At 71.0% G+C, this 14,769-nt stretch carries 12 protein-coding genes and 1 riboswitch; of the genes, 6 read left to right on the top strand and 6 right to left on the bottom strand.

Annotation, left to right across the window (positions count from 1 at the left end; genetic code table 11):
* The first annotated feature begins 27 nt into the window (after positions 1 to 27).
* A complete protein-coding gene (gene lpdA, locus AB0J16_RS14635) occupies positions 28 to 1,392 on the top strand; it encodes a dihydrolipoyl dehydrogenase (RefSeq protein WP_358538676.1) in 1,365 nt (454 codons plus the stop codon).
* 38 nt (positions 1,393 to 1,430) lie between these two features.
* Positions 1,431 to 2,903: a 2-oxoglutarate dehydrogenase, E2 component, dihydrolipoamide succinyltransferase gene (sucB, locus tag AB0J16_RS14640; protein WP_358538679.1), complete on the top strand. Its 1,473-nt coding sequence runs from the start codon at positions 1,431 to 1,433 to the stop codon at positions 2,901 to 2,903.
* Between the two features lie 110 nt (positions 2,904 to 3,013).
* Here the strand turns inward: sucB and AB0J16_RS14645 are convergent, their stop codons facing one another.
* The 6 genes from AB0J16_RS14645 to AB0J16_RS14670 all read right to left on the bottom strand — a co-directional run bounded on the left by AB0J16_RS14645 (position 3,014) and on the right by AB0J16_RS14670 (position 10,077).
* A complete protein-coding gene (locus AB0J16_RS14645; protein ID WP_358538682.1) occupies positions 3,014 to 4,630 on the bottom strand; it encodes a hypothetical protein in 1,617 nt (538 codons plus the stop codon).
* A 1-nt stretch (position 4,631) separates the two neighbouring features.
* Positions 4,632 to 5,129, bottom strand: coding sequence for a hypothetical protein (locus AB0J16_RS14650; RefSeq protein WP_358538685.1), 498 nt, complete (start codon positions 5,127 to 5,129; stop codon positions 4,632 to 4,634).
* A gap of 21 nt (positions 5,130 to 5,150) precedes the next feature.
* A complete protein-coding gene (locus AB0J16_RS14655; RefSeq protein ID WP_358538687.1) occupies positions 5,151 to 7,967 on the bottom strand; it encodes a CHAT domain-containing tetratricopeptide repeat protein in 2,817 nt (938 codons plus the stop codon).
* Between the two features lie 149 nt (positions 7,968 to 8,116).
* The gene (locus AB0J16_RS14660; protein ID WP_358538690.1) at positions 8,117 to 8,320 is read right to left on the bottom strand and encodes a hypothetical protein; all 204 of its coding nucleotides are present in this window, start codon (positions 8,318 to 8,320) and stop codon (positions 8,117 to 8,119) included.
* An 84-nt stretch (positions 8,321 to 8,404) separates the two neighbouring features.
* A complete protein-coding gene (locus tag AB0J16_RS14665) occupies positions 8,405 to 9,733 on the bottom strand; it encodes a sigma-70 family RNA polymerase sigma factor (RefSeq protein ID WP_358538693.1) in 1,329 nt (442 codons plus the stop codon).
* A complete protein-coding gene (locus AB0J16_RS14670) occupies positions 9,730 to 10,077 on the bottom strand; it encodes a YciI family protein (RefSeq protein ID WP_358538695.1) in 348 nt (115 codons plus the stop codon). Before AB0J16_RS14670 ends, AB0J16_RS14665 begins: the two co-directional genes overlap by 4 nt.
* 305 nt (positions 10,078 to 10,382) lie before the next feature.
* A riboswitch (cyclic di-AMP (ydaO/yuaA leader) is annotated at positions 10,383 to 10,524 on the top strand.
* A gap of 186 nt (positions 10,525 to 10,710) precedes the next feature.
* Between AB0J16_RS14670 and AB0J16_RS14675 the strand changes: the two genes are divergently transcribed.
* The 4 genes from AB0J16_RS14675 (at position 10,711) to AB0J16_RS14690 (ending at position 14,769) form a co-directional block, all read left to right on the top strand.
* The gene (locus AB0J16_RS14675) at positions 10,711 to 11,208 is read left to right on the top strand and encodes a CHAP domain-containing protein (RefSeq protein ID WP_358538697.1); all 498 of its coding nucleotides are present in this window, start codon (positions 10,711 to 10,713) and stop codon (positions 11,206 to 11,208) included.
* A gap of 96 nt (positions 11,209 to 11,304) precedes the next feature.
* Positions 11,305 to 11,934: a LysE family translocator gene (locus AB0J16_RS14680; RefSeq protein WP_358538699.1), complete on the top strand. Its 630-nt coding sequence runs from the start codon at positions 11,305 to 11,307 to the stop codon at positions 11,932 to 11,934.
* Positions 11,935 to 12,224: 290 nt separating this feature from the next.
* Entirely contained in the window at positions 12,225 to 13,382 is a 1,158-nt protein-coding gene (locus tag AB0J16_RS14685; RefSeq protein WP_358538702.1) for an ROK family protein, read from the top strand.
* 67 nt (positions 13,383 to 13,449) lie between these two features.
* On the top strand, positions 13,450 to 14,769 hold the full coding sequence (locus AB0J16_RS14690; protein ID WP_358538704.1) for an ABC transporter substrate-binding protein: 1,320 nt from the start codon (positions 13,450 to 13,452) through the stop codon (positions 14,767 to 14,769).

Consider the following 14,769-nt stretch of genomic DNA (forward strand, 5'->3'; position numbering starts at 1 on the left):
ACGAACACCCCGACAAGGAGCCTGACTGTGGCCTACGACATCGTCGTCCTGGGAGGCGGCAGCGGCGGATACGCCTGCGCGCTACGGGCGGCTGAGCTGGGCAAGACGGTCGCCCTGATCGAGAAGGACAAGATCGGCGGCACCTGCCTGCACAGGGGATGCATCCCCACCAAGGCCCTGCTGCACTCGGCCGAGGTCGCCGACGAGACCCGCGAGAGCGAGACGTTCGGCGTCAAGGCCCGGTTCGACGGCATCGACGTGCCGGCCGTCCACGCGTTCAAGGACAAGATCGTCACCCGCGCCTGGAAGGGCGTGCAGGGCCTGCTCAAGGGCGCCGGCGTGACGATCGTCGAAGGCGAGGGCCGGCTGGTCGGATCGCACCGGATCCAGGTGGGCTCCGAGGTCTATGAGGGCCGCGACATCGTCCTGGCCACCGGCTCCGCGCCCAAGTCGCTGCCCGGCCTGGACATCGACGGCGAGCGCGTCATCACCAGCGAGCACACGCTGAAGATGGACCGCGTGCCCTCCTCGGTGATCGTGCTGGGCGGCGGCGTCATCGGCGTCGAGCTGGCCAGCGTCTACCGCTCCTTCGGCGCCGAGGTCACGATCGTCGAGGCGCTGCCCCACCTGCTGCCGACCGAGGAGGAGTCGAGCTCCAAGCTGCTGGAGCGCGCCTTCCGCCGCCGCGGCATCAAGTACGAGCTGGGCGTCTTCTTCGAGGGCGTCAAGACCACCGACACCGGTGTGGTCGTCACCCTCGCCAACGGCAAGACCCTCGACGCCGAGCTGCTGCTGGTCGCGGTCGGCCGCGGCGCTGTCTCGGCCGGGATGGGCTTCGAGGAGCAGGGCATCAGGGTCGAGCGCGGCGCGGTCGTGGTCGACGAGCACTGCCAGACCTCGATCCCCGGCGTCTACGCCATCGGCGACCTGATCCCGACCCTCCAGCTGGCCCACGCCGGGTTCGCCGAGGGCATCATGGTGGCCGAGCACATCGCCGGGCTCAACCCGCCCGCCATCGACTACGCGGGTGTGCCGCGCATCACCTACTCCGACCCCGAGGTCGCCTCGGTGGGCATCACGTCCGCGCAGGCCGCCGAGCGCGGCATCGAGATCGTCGAACAGGTCTACGACCTCGCGGGCAACCCCAAGAGCCAGATCCTCGGCACCGCGGGTGCCGTCAAGGTCATCGCCCAGAAGGACGGCCCCGTCGTGGGCGTTCACATGGTGGGCCGCCGCATCGGCGAGCTCGTGACCGAGGGTCAGCTGATCTACAACTGGGAGGCGCTGCCCGCGGAGGTCGCCCAGCTCATCCACGCCCACCCGACCCAGTCCGAGGCCGTCGGTGAGGCGATGCTGGCCCTGGCCGGCAAGCCGTTGCACGTACACAACTAATTCAAGCCCTCGAAATAAGAACGCGAGAGAAGATAACGATGCCGGTCTCTGTACAGATGCCCCAGCTCGGCGAGAGCGTCACCGAGGGCACGGTGACCCGTTGGCTGAAGAAGGAGGGCGAGCGCGTCGAGGCCGACGAGCCGCTCCTCGAAGTGTCGACCGACAAGGTCGACACCGAGATCCCGTCGCCGTCCGCCGGCGTCCTCACCAAGATCGTCGTCGCTGAGGACGAGACCGTCGAGGTCGGCGCCGAGCTCGCCGTCATCGACGAGAACGGCCAGGCCGGCGGCGCCGCCACGCAGGAGGCCGCGCCGGCGCCCGCCGCGCAGCCCGAGCCGCAGCCGGAGCCCGAGCCGGCCCCGGCTCCCGCGCCGGTCTCCTCGATCCCGCAGCCCGCTCCTGCCCAGGCTCAGGCCCCGGCGCCCGCGCCCGCCCCGGCGCCCGCTCCGGTGCAGCAGGCCCCGGCCGCTCAGGCGCCCGCCCCGCAGGCTCCGGCCGCCACCGAGCCGACCCAGCTGCCGTCCTCGGGTGACAGCCCGTACGTGACGCCGCTGGTGCGTAAGCTCGCCAACGAGCACGGTGTCGACCTCGAGTCGATCACCGGCACCGGCGTAGGCGGTCGCATCCGCAAGCAGGACGTTCTGGAGGCCGCCAAGTCGCAGCGCGAGCAGGCCGCCGCGCCGGCTCCCGCCGCCGCCCAGGCCGCTCCGGCTCCCGCCGCCGCGCCCGCTCAGGCCGCGCCGGCTCATGTCGCCGCCGCTCCCGAGCCCGTCGAGGTCGACACCACGCTGCGCGGCCGTACGGAGAAGATGTCGCGCCTGCGGCAGACCATGTCCAAGCGCCTGGTCGAGTCGCTGCAGACCGCGGCCCAGCTCACCACGGTCGTCGAGGTCGACGTCACCAAGATCGCCCGGCTGCGCGAGCAGGCGAAGGCCGACTTCCTGCGCCGCGAGGGCGTCAAGCTGTCGTTCATGCCGTTCTTCGAGATGGCGGCCATCGAGGCGCTCAAGCAGCACCCGAAGCTCAACGCCACGATCAACAACGAGACCATGGAGGTCACCTACTTCGACGTCGAGCACCTGGGCCTCGCGGTCGACACCGAGCGCGGCCTGATCGCGGCGGTCATCAAGAACGCCGGCGACCTCAACCTGGCCGGCCTCGCCCGCAAGACCGCCGACCTGGCCGAGCGCACCCGCGCCAACAAGGTGACGCCCGACGAGATCACCGGCGGCACGTTCACGCTGACCAACACGGGCAGCCGCGGCGCCCTGTTCGACACGCCGATCCTGAACCAGCCGCAGGTCGGCATGCTCGGCACCGGCGCCGTCGTGAAGCGTCCCGTCGTGATCGACACCGCTGAGGGCGAGGTCATCGCCGTTCGGTCGATGGTGTACTTGGCGCTGACGTACGACCACCGCCTCGTGGACGGCGCCGACGCGGCCCGCTTCCTGACCACCGTGAAGCGGCGCCTCGAAGAGGGTCGTTTCGAGGCCCAGCTGGGACTCGCGTAGTTCAGGCGCGTCAGGGCCGGGGATTGATCGCCTTCCTCGGCCCTGGCCCACCCACCTCGGACGTCGGGGACGGCGATTCTGAGGGATCGCACCCACCGCCCTCGACTCGGTCAGCTGGTGGTGGTGACGAGGTAGACATCGCTGCCGACGACGTGGCCGAGCAGTTCCTCGACGCGATCGGCGGGGAGCGCGATCACCAGGCCCGTTCGTGGCTCGCCGCCGGACAGGTCGAGGACGGTGACGCCGGAGAAGGTGAGGGATTGCGCCTTTTCGGCCGATGTGGCGGGCGGGAGCACGAGGCGCAGCATGGCCGTCGTGCCCCGGGCGGCCGCGTCGGCGTACAGATGGCCGGGGCCCGGGCGCAGGGTGATGACGGTCTTGCCGTCGACGGCGCCGCATGGCAGACGAGGGCCCAGGGCTTCCGGGGGTACCTGCTTGCCCTCCTCGATCTGGCGCAGCACGTACCGGCCTACCGCGCCGACCGCGGACGGGCCCTTCACGTCGGTGCCAGCGAGGACCTGGTACGGGTGCAGCGTGCGGGCGGCCACCCAGCCGCCCGGCGATCGGACGGCCACATTGCCCACGACGACGAGGATCCCCATGGCGGTCGCCACGGCCACCAGCCACGGGCCCAACCGCAGCGGTCGTGCCTTCCGCCCGCCCCCCGAGGCACTCACCGAAGCTCCGGCCACGGGTGCGAGGTCGTCGAGCGGGCTGTCCCGTGGCTCCGCAGGGTCAGGAACGGCCCCGGGGATGTCCCGAGCAGGCTCGGCGGGGTCCGGAACGGGCTCGGTGGACTTCGGGGCGGGCTCAACGGACTTCGGGGCGAGTCCGGAGGGGGCCAAAACGGGCTGCATGGGCTCGGCGGCCGGGTAGCCGAGGCTGGTGACGTGTTCGCTGTCGGCCGCCCCGATCACCCAGAGCTTGTCCAGCTGCCGCCACTGCTCCGGCTCGCCACGATACTCGGACGGCCGCCGCAGCCCCATCGTGTCCAGCAACGTCCACCGATACACGTCGAACGCCGAACGGAACAACTCCCCGTACGGCTCAGCGGCACACACTGCCCCCCGATACCCCCACCACGCGACCACCAGCCCGCCCCAGCAGCACCCCAGCGCCCAGTGCCACGGCAGCAGCACCGCCCCGAGCGCCCCGCCCGCCAGCGAGAACGCCAGCCCCAGCCCGCTCACCGTGACCATGAGGTCGAGATCCCCCGCGGCCGCCGCGAACGTCTGCCGGAAGGTGTCCGGCAGCGTCGCGTACAGGCGCGGCCACGCCGTCACCCCGTCGATGCCGTACCTGTCGCGGCTATGGTCCTCGGCCCCCCGCAGGATGTTGCCCAGCGCGGTCGGCATCAGCCGGGACTCCTCCACCGGATACAGCGAGCCCCGCTGGTCGTCGGATGCCATGAAACGCAGCCGGCACCGCTCGGCCAGCCGTTCTCCGTACGGCAGGCCGTCCCAGTAACCCTCATAGACCCGGATCAGCCCGGCCCGCCGCACGGCGACGAGCTGGCTGATCAGCAGCGCGCCCGCGAGGACCAGCCCCGACATGACGACCTGCGCCTCCGCGCCGAGCCCCGACCACCAGCGGGCCGCTGTGGCCCAGCCCACGCCCGCGACGGCGACCGCCGCCAGGGCGCTCAGGAAGGCCAGCACCGGCAGGAACGTCGTGGTGAGCAACCGGCGGTCGACCACCCCCGACGCCGCTTCGACGAGTCCGCCCATGTCAGGCGCTCCAGTAGGGGACGAAGTCGTGATCCCCGTGCTGGCAGGTGTAGGCGGCCGCATGACTGAAGCGGCGGAAGGTGTTCGTCGCGCCGCAGGTCTTGCACTGGATGCGGCTGGGGCCCGGCGCGGCCCGCCTGCCGTAGGGCTGCGCGTCGCCGAGCTGCCGTCCAGAGACGAGGCGGGAGGCGGTGTCGCGAACGATCTCCGCTTTGATCGCCTCAGCGCTGAGCACGCCCACGACGTCCTTCCCCCGTACGATCACCAGGCCTGGGCTGCCGGACACCAACGCGTGCAGCAGGTCGGCCGAGTCGAGCACGTCGCCGAACGGAGTGTCCGCCTCGACGACGCAGGCCGGTCCCCGCTTGCCCGCGCCGGTGAGCCCGGCAGGCTCACCGTCCGGTCCGAGCAGGACCGTGAACCCCGGCCCGCCGTCCGCCACCTCCGCGACGGTGAAGTCATCGGTCATCAACTCCTCGACCGGCCGTTGCCGCTCCACACCTTCCCCCTCCTGCCGTGATCAGAGCCAGTCGCCGATCAGCGTGAACGGCGCCCAGTGGTACGGATCGGCGAACGCGGGCACGCCAAGGTCCGGTGCCGCGCCCGTGCCTGTGCCCGTGTCCATGACGAGCGTGGCCTGCAGCATGCCCACCTCCGCGCCCTGCCGCTGCTCCTCGTTCAGGTCGGGGCCGGCGACGAGGTCGCGGAACAGGCTGGCCGCCGCGGAGTAGTCACCCGCCGCCAGGCGCAGCCGCGCCTCCTCCAGCCGGACGGCGGCCAGCGCCCGGGGGTCGCCCGCCAGGCGCAGGCAGGCGCCACGCGCGTAGTCAAGGACGTCGGCGATCGTCCTGTCGCGCAGCCACAGCTGCGCCCTGCGCAGGGCCCCGGCCTTGGGCGAGCCGGCCCGCAACGCCGCGTAGAACTCGCCGAACAGCATGCTGGTCGACAGCTCGTCCACGCGCCACAGGGCGACCAGTGCCGAGGGCGCGCCCGCGTACAGCAGCGCCCTGGTCAGGCCGATCAGCTCGTCTCCTGGGCGGCTCTGGCTCATGCCGGTCTCGCAGGCCGCCAGCGTCACCAGGTCCACGTCGAGCCGGAGCCCGAGGATGTCCGCCGCGGTCAGTCTGCCGCCCGCGAGCTCGATCCCGGACCGCATCGGGTCCTCACGGTCGAATACGCCGTGTGTCGCGAAGTGGACGATGTCCGGCGCCTGCCCGGGTTCGGCGAACCGGGCCAGCAGGCTCTCGCGGGAGGCATCGCCCGCCGCCAGCACTTCCTGGCCGCCGAGCGTCTGCGACACGGCCAGCGCCTGCTCACTGGCGAAGGCCAGCGGATGCTCTTCGGGCGGCGCGGCGACGATGAGCGCGCTCGCGCGGCGGGCCTTCCGCTTGGCCTGGCAGTAGCGCAGTACGGAGGCCGACGGCACGAACACGACCGGGTTGCGCTCGATCAGCGGGACGCCCTCGACGAGCACGGCCTGCAGGGGCAGCAGGTGAAGGGAGTCGTGCGGCACCAGGTAGACCACGTCCCCCGGCTCGGCCCACTCGGCCACCGGCGCGAGCAGCCGCACCAGTCGCTCGTCCGCGAGGTGCGCGCCGAGGCCGGTCCTGTCGCGGGCCAGGGTGTCCCCGGCGGCCCCGGCCAGTTCGCGAAGCTCGGCTCGGGTCACGTCCACGGTGACGACCTGCGGCTCCGGCGCGTCGGCCGTCACGCCGAAGACGTACGTCTCGTGGTCGGTCACGTGGTACTCGGCCAGCACCAGACGAGCCATGGCCTCGGTCCCCTCTGGCCCGTCCTGTGAAGGGCCCGGAGTCAGCAGCGCGGTGATGCCGTTCCAGCCGAGGCGTTCTGCCCGGCGCATCGACACGTACTCGGGAGTCAGCTCGGCGAGCTGGTTTTCCAGCCGGTGCAGGCGCGACAGGTTCTGCCTGTAGGCCGTCAGCAGCGCCGCGTCCGCCGATCCACCGGCCCGCAGGCCCGCCTCCTGCGCACGCAGGAGGCGGCGGGTCTCGGCCTCCTCGGCGAGGATCGTCGCCGGTGCGCCGGGTGGTGTGGCCAGGGCGGTCCAGGCCAGCCTGCGTACGAGCTCCTGACCGCGCGCGGCGTCCGCCCATTCGAGTGCGCCCGCCCTGTCGCCCAGGTGGAGCGAGAGCCGTACCAGCATGCCGGGGGCGTCGAGACGGGACTCGCTGAAGTAGGTGACGGCGTCCGTCTCGTCGAGCAGCGCCCGCCTGGCGTCCCCCATCGCCTCCGCCGCGGCCAGGTAGGCCACGCGCGCCTGCGCGTAGTCCTCCTCCAGCATGCTGATCTCCGCCAGCAGGACGCGCGTCTGGTAGACGGTGTGCGGGTCGGCGAGCGTCTCAGCTTCCCGCAGCGCCTCCTGCAGGTGGTGGCGCGCGAGAGGGAGGTCGTCCTGGTCGCGCGCCAGCACCCCCAGGTCGCAGAGGGTGGCCACGACCGCGCGCCGGTAGCCCGCCCCGCGCTGGATGTCCAGCGCCCGTTCATGCACGCGGCGGGCCTCGTCGTACTGCCGGGCGAGCTGGAACAGCGACGCTATGGCACCGAGGTCGTCGGAGACGCCCAGCTCGGCGCCGATCTCCAGATTGATCGTCAGGGAGGTGGTGAAGCATTCCATGGCCTCGCGGTGCCGCCCGCCCGTGTCCAGCAAACGGCCCACGTTGTGCGTGGCGGCCGCCTCGCCCTCCCTGTCTCCCGCCGCGCGGTAGGCCTCGGCCGCCTGCCTGGCCAGCCGTTCCGCCGGTGCCGGTTCATTGAGCAGCTCGTGGACGAGGCCCAGAGTGAGCAGCGTGTGCCCGAGCAGCGCCGGGTCGGCGCAGTCGCGGGCCGCGGGCTCGATGCCGGCGAGCAGCCCGCGCGCCTCGGTGAGACGCCCCTGGTCCTTGACCGCGACGGCGAGGTTGACGGCGGCGCGTACGGTGCCCTCGCGTGAACCGGCCCGCCTGAACAGCTCCACGGCCCTGCGGTGGGACTCCTCGGCCGCGTCGAGTTGCCCGAGGTCACGCTGCACCAGGCCGAGGGTGTCCAGGGTGCTCGCGTACTGCTCCGCTGCCCCAGGGCCATCCCCCAGCAGCTCACAGGCCTGGACCAGCGCCCGCAACGCCTCCTGACCGCGCCCCGCCTTCAGCAACGCCAGCCCGAGCCACTGCCGCAGCGCGGACCTGATGAGCGGATCGGCGCGCCTGCCGTCGGCGAGCCTGCACGCCTGCCGGTATTCGCGAGCCGCGTCCTGCGGCCGCCCGCGCGCCAGGCGCCGCCGCGCACGGGCCAGGTTGGGCGTCCAGGGGTCGCCGGTCCGGACACGCAAACGCCTTGGCATGGCCCTCCGCGCTGGTTCTTCCGCCGCCACGCAGAAGCTATCCCCACCGGATCGCTCTGAGAAGGGCGAGATACGCATTCGTGATCGGGCGTGAACAGCGGCGTTCGCGGGGAAATCCCTCCGGTGGGTGACAAGCGGGCGTTACCTGATCACGACCTGCCGATCCGGCCGCCGAGGCGAGCCGACCGGGTATCAGCGTGGGCACGGCTGTTCGTCTCGGCCACGCCGTAGGCACTCGGGGACGGCGGCACCGCGGTCACCGCCTGGCAGTTCTCCGAGCTGGGCCGCTCCAGGGTCTTCCTCGAACTGCTCGGCGAGCGGCTGCCACCGCCCGCCGAGGGATCCGCCGCCAAGCGTGAGGCGTATGACACCTATGTCCGGCTCCGTGACCTGTCGGACCTCGAGAGCCCCGGCGCGGCCCAGGCCGTGCGGAAGGCTCACGACGAGTGGCACGCGGCGTGCGCCGAACTCGCCGCGCAGGGCGGTGCCGCAGGCGAGTACGCCGCCCTCCGGCTCGGGCGCCCGATCGAGTACGACGAGCTGCGCCGGCTGCTGGGCACGGCCGGCGAGGTCGTGCCCGGATCATGATCAGTTAGACGCCCAGCGAGGAAGGCCCGCTCAACCTCGTTGTCGGTCAGCTCCAGCGCCTGCCGGTACGCGGTCGCCGCCTCGTCCGTACGGCCGAGGCGCCGAAGCAGGTCCGCCTTGATCGCCGGCAGGTACTGGTACCGGGAGAGCCGGCCATCCTGCTCCAGCGCCTCCACCAGCGTCAGTGCGAGCGCCGGTCCATGGAGCATCGACACCGGCACGGTCCGGTTCAGCGCCACCACCGGTGACGGCCAGAGCGCCAGCAGCCTGTCGTACAGTGCCACGATCTGTGGCCAGTCCGTCTGCTCGTACGACGGCGCCTGGGCGTACAGCAGGGCGATCGCCGCCTGCAGCAGGTAGCGCCCCGCGCGGCCGCCGCGCGGCCCGGCCACGATCAGCTCATGCGCCTCGGCCAGCGCGCCGCGGTCCCACAGAGAGCGGTCCTGCTCCTCAAGCCGCAGCAGCCGGCCGTCGGCGCCCGTCCGGGTCGCGCGCCGGGCGTCGGTGACCAGCAGGTGGAGCACGCCGAGTACGGCTGCCAGCCGGTCCGGCAGCTCCGCCGGGCGCGGCACCCGATAGGGGATGCGGGCGACGGAGATCTTCTTCTTCGCCCGGGTGATGCGGGCGGCCATCGTCTGCTCCGACACCAGCAGCGCCCGGGCGACGTCCGGGGTCGGCAGCCCGCACACCAGCCGCAGCGTGAGCGCGAGCCGCGCTTCCTGCGCGAGTGCGGGGTGGCAGCAGGTGAAGATGAGCCGCAGCCGTTCGTCGGGTACGGCATCCTCCAGTTCCACCGCGTCCGCCTCGTCGCGGTCCGCCAGTCTGTGCGGCGCGAGCTCTTCGGACTCCACCAGCAATGGCAGTTTCGACCGGAAGGTCCGCTCGCGGCGGATCGCGTCCATCGCCCGGCGCTTGGCCGTGGTGGTGAGCCACGCCGCGGGGTTGGCGGGGATACCATCGCGTTCCCAGGCCGACAGCGCCGCGGCGTACGCCTCCTGTACGCACTCCTCGGCCAGGTCCAGGTCCTGCGCGACGCGCACGGTCGCGGCGAGCACGAAAGCCCACTCGCGCCGATGCGCGGCGGCCACCGCCTGTCCCGCGTCCGCCCGTCCCACCTCCGTTTGGCCCGCGCCCGCCTGGCCCGCGTCCGTTTGGCCCGCGTCCGCCGCGGCCGTCATCGGGCGGTGGGTGCGATGCCGCCTGCGACGGGACGTACCTCGACGCCGCCACGACCCCACTGGACGGCGGGGTTACGACGCGCCAGGTCCAGGGCGGCGTCCAGGTCGGGGGCCTCGATGACGCAGACGCCGGCGATGACTTCCTTGGCGTCGATGAAGGGCCCGTCGGTGACCACGTCGCCGCGCAACGAGGTGGCGGTGTCGGCGGACCGCAGCGCGTACGCCGCGATCATGGCGCCGGAGTCGAGGAGGTCGTCGGCGTGCCGCTGGCTCGCCGCCTGCTGCTCGGGGGTGTAGTCGCCGGCTCCGGCGTCGTCGAAGATGAGGATCGCGTACTGGGCCACGAGGGTCTCCTTGGCTGTCTGTCCGGTCGGTACGCCTCTACGTCGGACGGGCGAGGCGAATTCGACAGACCGTACGCCAACCTTTCCAGACGCGCCCTGGCGCGACTTCAACAAGGCACCCCCGCTACTTGACGGATCGACGAGCGGGCCGGGCTGGGCATGGCGATGTCATTGCGATGGAATTACCCAGGTCAGGGGTGCGTTGTACCCATCTGTGCGCCTGGCCTAGACAGTGAGCATCCCTCTGGCCGCGCCGCCAAAGTCCGAGTACGGACGTCATACCCATCACATGCATCACAGGAAATCACCTGTGACCGCTGAACCCGCCTGTGCGCGGGACCGGGGACCCATGTCTCGATCGGGGCTAATCGGCACGTCAACGTGCCGTAGGGCAGCTTCCACGCCCGAGCCCGTCAGCTAACCCGGTAAGCGGAATGGAAGCAAGGAGCAATCACCATCATCCGCATCCCCAAGATCAACTATGCCAAGATCGCGCTCGGCGCGACCCTCACCGCCGCCGCCCTCGGCGCCCACACCGCGGCGAACGCCGCCACGGCTCCCACCGGGCACACTCCCATCGCGGCTCAGGCCGCCCCCGCCTCCGCGCAGGGCGGCAGGAACGGCGAGGCCCAGGTGAACGTCACCGCCCAGCAGGTCCTGAACCTGGCCAAGGCCCAGGTCGGCACGTCCGAGGACGCCAACGGCGGCGGCACGAAGTTCCAGAAGTGGTACATGAACTCAGCCCGCGCCGCCGAGACCGTCCAGCGTGACGGCGGCAGCAGGCAGGACTACCTGAACGCCGCCTGGTGCTCGATGTTCGTCTCCTGGGTCGGCGAGGAGACCGGCGCCCGCTCCCAGGTCGGCTGGGACGCCTACACCGTCGCCCACGCCAAGTGGTTCGCCGCCAACCACCGCTGGGGCACCATGGCCAAGCCCGGCGCCGTGGTCTTCTACTCCTGGAGCGGCAGCAAGGACCTGAGCTCCATCAGCCACGTCGGCTTCGTGGTCAAGGACAACGGTGACGGCACGATCTCCACGATCGAGGGCAACACCGGCAACGGCAAGGTCGAGCAGCGTGTCCGTCCCACCTCCCAGGTCGTCGGCTACGGCTACCCGCGCTACGCCGCCTGACAGCTGTTCTGCCGCCTCTGGCACCCCCCGAACGGCGTCCCCCCGAACGGCGTCCCCGGAGCGGTGCGCCGACACCGGAGGTGGAAAGATCGTCGCATGCCGATCGATCCGCACCTGCTCGCCGTTTTCACCGCGACCACCATCGTCGCTCTGATCACCCCCGGACCGGACATGCTGTTCGTGCTGGGATGCGGTCTGCGGGGTGGGCCCCGCGCCGGGCTGCTGGCCACGGTCGGCGTCATCACTGGTGACGCGTTGTACATAGCCGCGGCCGCCGCCGGGCTCGCCGTGCTGCTGACGACGTTCCCGGTCGTGTTCACGGTGCTACGGCTCGCCGGCGCCGCCTACCTGATCTACCTCGGCGTCCAGATGATCCGCAACCGCAAGAACAGCCAGGCCGACGATCCGGCCAGCCGCGGAATGTCCGGCCGGCGTGCCTTCCTCAACGGCGTGGTCTCCTCCATGGCCAATCCGCAGACGTTCACGTTCATGGTCGCCTTCCTGCCCCAGTTCATCGATCCCGGGGCGGGGCCGATCTGGCTGCAGTTCGCCGTCCTCGGCGCCATCCTGATCGTCCTGGAGTTCCTGGCCGACGCGACGGTCGGCGTGCTGGCCGGGCGGATCGGCGGCTGGCTGCGCGGTCGTCAGGCGGTGCGCCGCCGGATCGACGCCGCGACCGGGAGCGTGTTCATCGGTCTGGGCGTCACCCTCGCGGCCGAACGCTGACCGACTGCGGCACGGTCAGCGGTTGAGCAACGCTGTCACGGTAACCGCGGTCGAATAGCGCCAAAGGTCGGCCGAACCCCCGATGTGCATCCAAGCCCCGGCTCGGCGAGCCGGGGCTTTGTCACGTCGCGTCGCATGCCGAACCCCTCCTGGCCGACGGCCCGGCCGTGCCTGGCAAGTCCCCCCGGTCTTCGATTCCCTTGCGATGGCCTCTTGACGTGGGCCGATGTGCATGAGGTACATTCCTCGGCAATAGTCTGGGAAGTTCCCAGATGGTAAGGGAGTCCCACGTGGAACAGCGAGGGGGAAGCCCTCAGCTGCTGCGCCGGATCAACGACCGCGCGGCGCTGCTGGCTCTGCTCGATCGAGGGCCGCTGACCCGGTTGGAGCTGGAATCACACATCGGCCTGTCGAAACCGGCGACAGCCGACCTCCTGCTTCGGCTGGCGGAAAGTGGTCACGTACGGCGCGCGGGGCTCCGGGAGGGCGGTAAAGGGCCGCGCGCGCAACGCTGGGCGGTCAACGGCGCGCTGGCCTACGTGGCGGCGGTCGACCTCACCCCGCGCGCGCTGGACATAGCGGTGTCCGACATCTGTGGGGAGATCGTCGCCGAGCACCGATACCGTCCCGGCGAGGAGGCGGACCTCGACGTCGAGGATCTGTGCCGCGCGGTCTCGGCCGCCACGGCCGAGGTCGGCCTGACCACTGGGCAACTACGCAGGGTCGTCGTGGGAGTGCCCGGTTCTGTGGACGCGCGCACCGGGCACCTGGGCTTCGCCCCGCATCTGCCGCCCTGGCAGGGCTTCGACGTCCTGGATCGGCTGTCAGGATCGCTCGCCACGTCGGTGGCCGTCGAGAACGACGTCAACCTGGTCGCCCTCGACGAGATGGCGGTCGGCCAAGCCGTCGGGGTCGACGACTTCGTGCTGATCTGGATGGGGCGCGGGATCGGTGCCGCGGTGGTCTCGGGCGGGCGTTTGTTACGGGGCGCGTCCGGTGGTGCCGGCGAGATCGACTGGATGCCCTGCCCGCCCTCCGGCGTGGGCGGTGGCCGGCGCATCGGTGACGTGCTCGGCATCAGGGCGGTGATGGAACTGGCCCACGCGCACGGGCTCGCCGGAGACGATCTGGAGAAGCTTCTCGCGCAGGATCTCGACACGGACCCTGTCGCCCGGTCGGCCTTCCTCCGTGACCTGGCGCGCCGGGTGGCGCTGGCCGTGGCGGGTGTGGTGTCCGTGGTCGATCCCGAACTGGTGGTTCTCACAGGCGACGTCGGCAGGGCCGGCGGCAGCGTCCTGTGCGGCCTGGTCACCGAGGAACTGGGCGAACTCGTCCTTCCCCGGCCAACGATTCAACCAAGCCTGCTGACCGGTAACCCGGTTCGCTCAGGCGCGCTGCGGCTGGCATTGGCCGGAGCGCGCGAAGAGGTGTTCGCCATCCATCCCTGACGACAGCCTCACCCCTTGACCTGACCATGGCGGCGGGTCAGCAGTTCACCCCCTTTGGAGGGTTTCGATGCGACGAATCGGTGTCGCGGCGGCGTGTGCGGCATTCACGCTCCTCGCGAGTGCGTGTGGCCCGGAGACGAGCTCATCAGGTACGGCCAATGCGCCGAGCGCCGATGAGAAGGTCTCCCTCAGCGTCTGGAGCAAGTTCAGCGGTCGCGAGCTGGGAATACTCCAGAAGGTGCTGGACGGTTTCCAGGCCAAGCACCCGAACATCACTGTCAAGAACCAGGGCAGCCAGGACGACGACAAGGTCGCCCAGGCGATCAGAGGAGGAAACCCTCCAGACGTCGCCATCTCCTTCTCCACCGACAACATCGGCCAGTTCTGTTCCAGCGGTGCCTGGCAGGACCTCAAGGCCTACATCGCCCGCGACAAGGTGGACCTGAACCAGCTTCCCGCCGCCACCCGCGCGTACACCGAGTTCAAGGGCACGCGCTGCGCGATGCCGCTGCTCGCCGACGTGTACGGCCTCTACTACAACAAGGCGATGTTCGCCAAGGCCGGCATCAGCGCGCCCCCGAAGACGATGTCGGAGCTGTTCGAATACGCCAAGAAGCTGACAGTGCGCAACCCCGACGGGTCCATCAAGGTCGCCGGCTTCGTGCCCACGATCGGCTTCTACGCCAACCACGTGCAGATGTGGGCGGCCAACTGGGGCGCCCAGTGGGCGGGCCAGGACGGAAAGTCCGCCCTGGGCACCGACCCCCAGTGGCAGGCGATGCTCGAGTGGGGGAAGAAGTTCACCGACTTCTACGGGCGCGACAAGCTGGCGAAGTTCACGGCCGGTCTCGGCCAGGAGTACTCACCGGACCATGCCTTCGAAAAGGGGCAGATCGCCATGGTGATGGACGGCGAGTTCCGCACCGCCTTCATCGAGGCCGAGGCGCCCAAGCTGGACTACGCCACGGCTCCGTTCCCGGTCGCGGACAACAAGCCTGAGCTCTATGGGGGCGGCTACACCACCGGCACGATCATCGGGATTCCCAAGGGCGCCGAGAACGCCGGTGCCGGCTGGGAACTGGTCAAGTATCTGTCGACGGATTCCGGCGCTCTGCAGGAACTGGCCCATGGCCTCAAGAACGTCCCGTCCACGGTCCCCGCGCTGCAGGATCCGACGCTGCGGAAGGATGCCCACTTCAAGACCTTCCTCGACATCTTCGCCAACCCGAACCTGGCCACGAACCCGGCCAGCGCGAACGGCGGCGCCTACCTCAAGTCCGCCGAGGACTTCTCCATCGCCTATCAGGGCGGTGGCGTCCCCGACCTGAAGGCGGGACTGGCCAAGACGGGCGCGCAGATCGACGCCGACGCGCAACTCGGCAGCTGA

This window comes from Nonomuraea sp. NPDC049750 (assembly GCF_040659625.1).
Lineage (GTDB): Bacteria > Actinomycetota > Actinomycetes > Streptosporangiales > Streptosporangiaceae > Nonomuraea.

Coding starts and splice junctions, on each gene's coding strand:
- AB0J16_RS14665 (WP_358538693.1), bottom strand. CDS start 9,733: ATGACGGCCGCGGCGGACGCGGGCCAAACGGACGCGGGCCAGGCGGGC.
- AB0J16_RS14645 (WP_358538682.1), bottom strand. CDS start 4,630: ATGGGCGGACTCGTCGAAGCGGCGTCGGGGGTGGTCGACCGCCGGTTG.
- AB0J16_RS14690 (WP_358538704.1), top strand. CDS start 13,450: ATGCGACGAATCGGTGTCGCGGCGGCGTGTGCGGCATTCACGCTCCTC.
- AB0J16_RS14655 (WP_358538687.1), bottom strand. CDS start 7,967: ATGCCAAGGCGTTTGCGTGTCCGGACCGGCGACCCCTGGACGCCCAAC.
- sucB (WP_358538679.1), top strand. CDS start 1,431: ATGCCGGTCTCTGTACAGATGCCCCAGCTCGGCGAGAGCGTCACCGAG.
- AB0J16_RS14680 (WP_358538699.1), top strand. CDS start 11,305: ATGCCGATCGATCCGCACCTGCTCGCCGTTTTCACCGCGACCACCATC.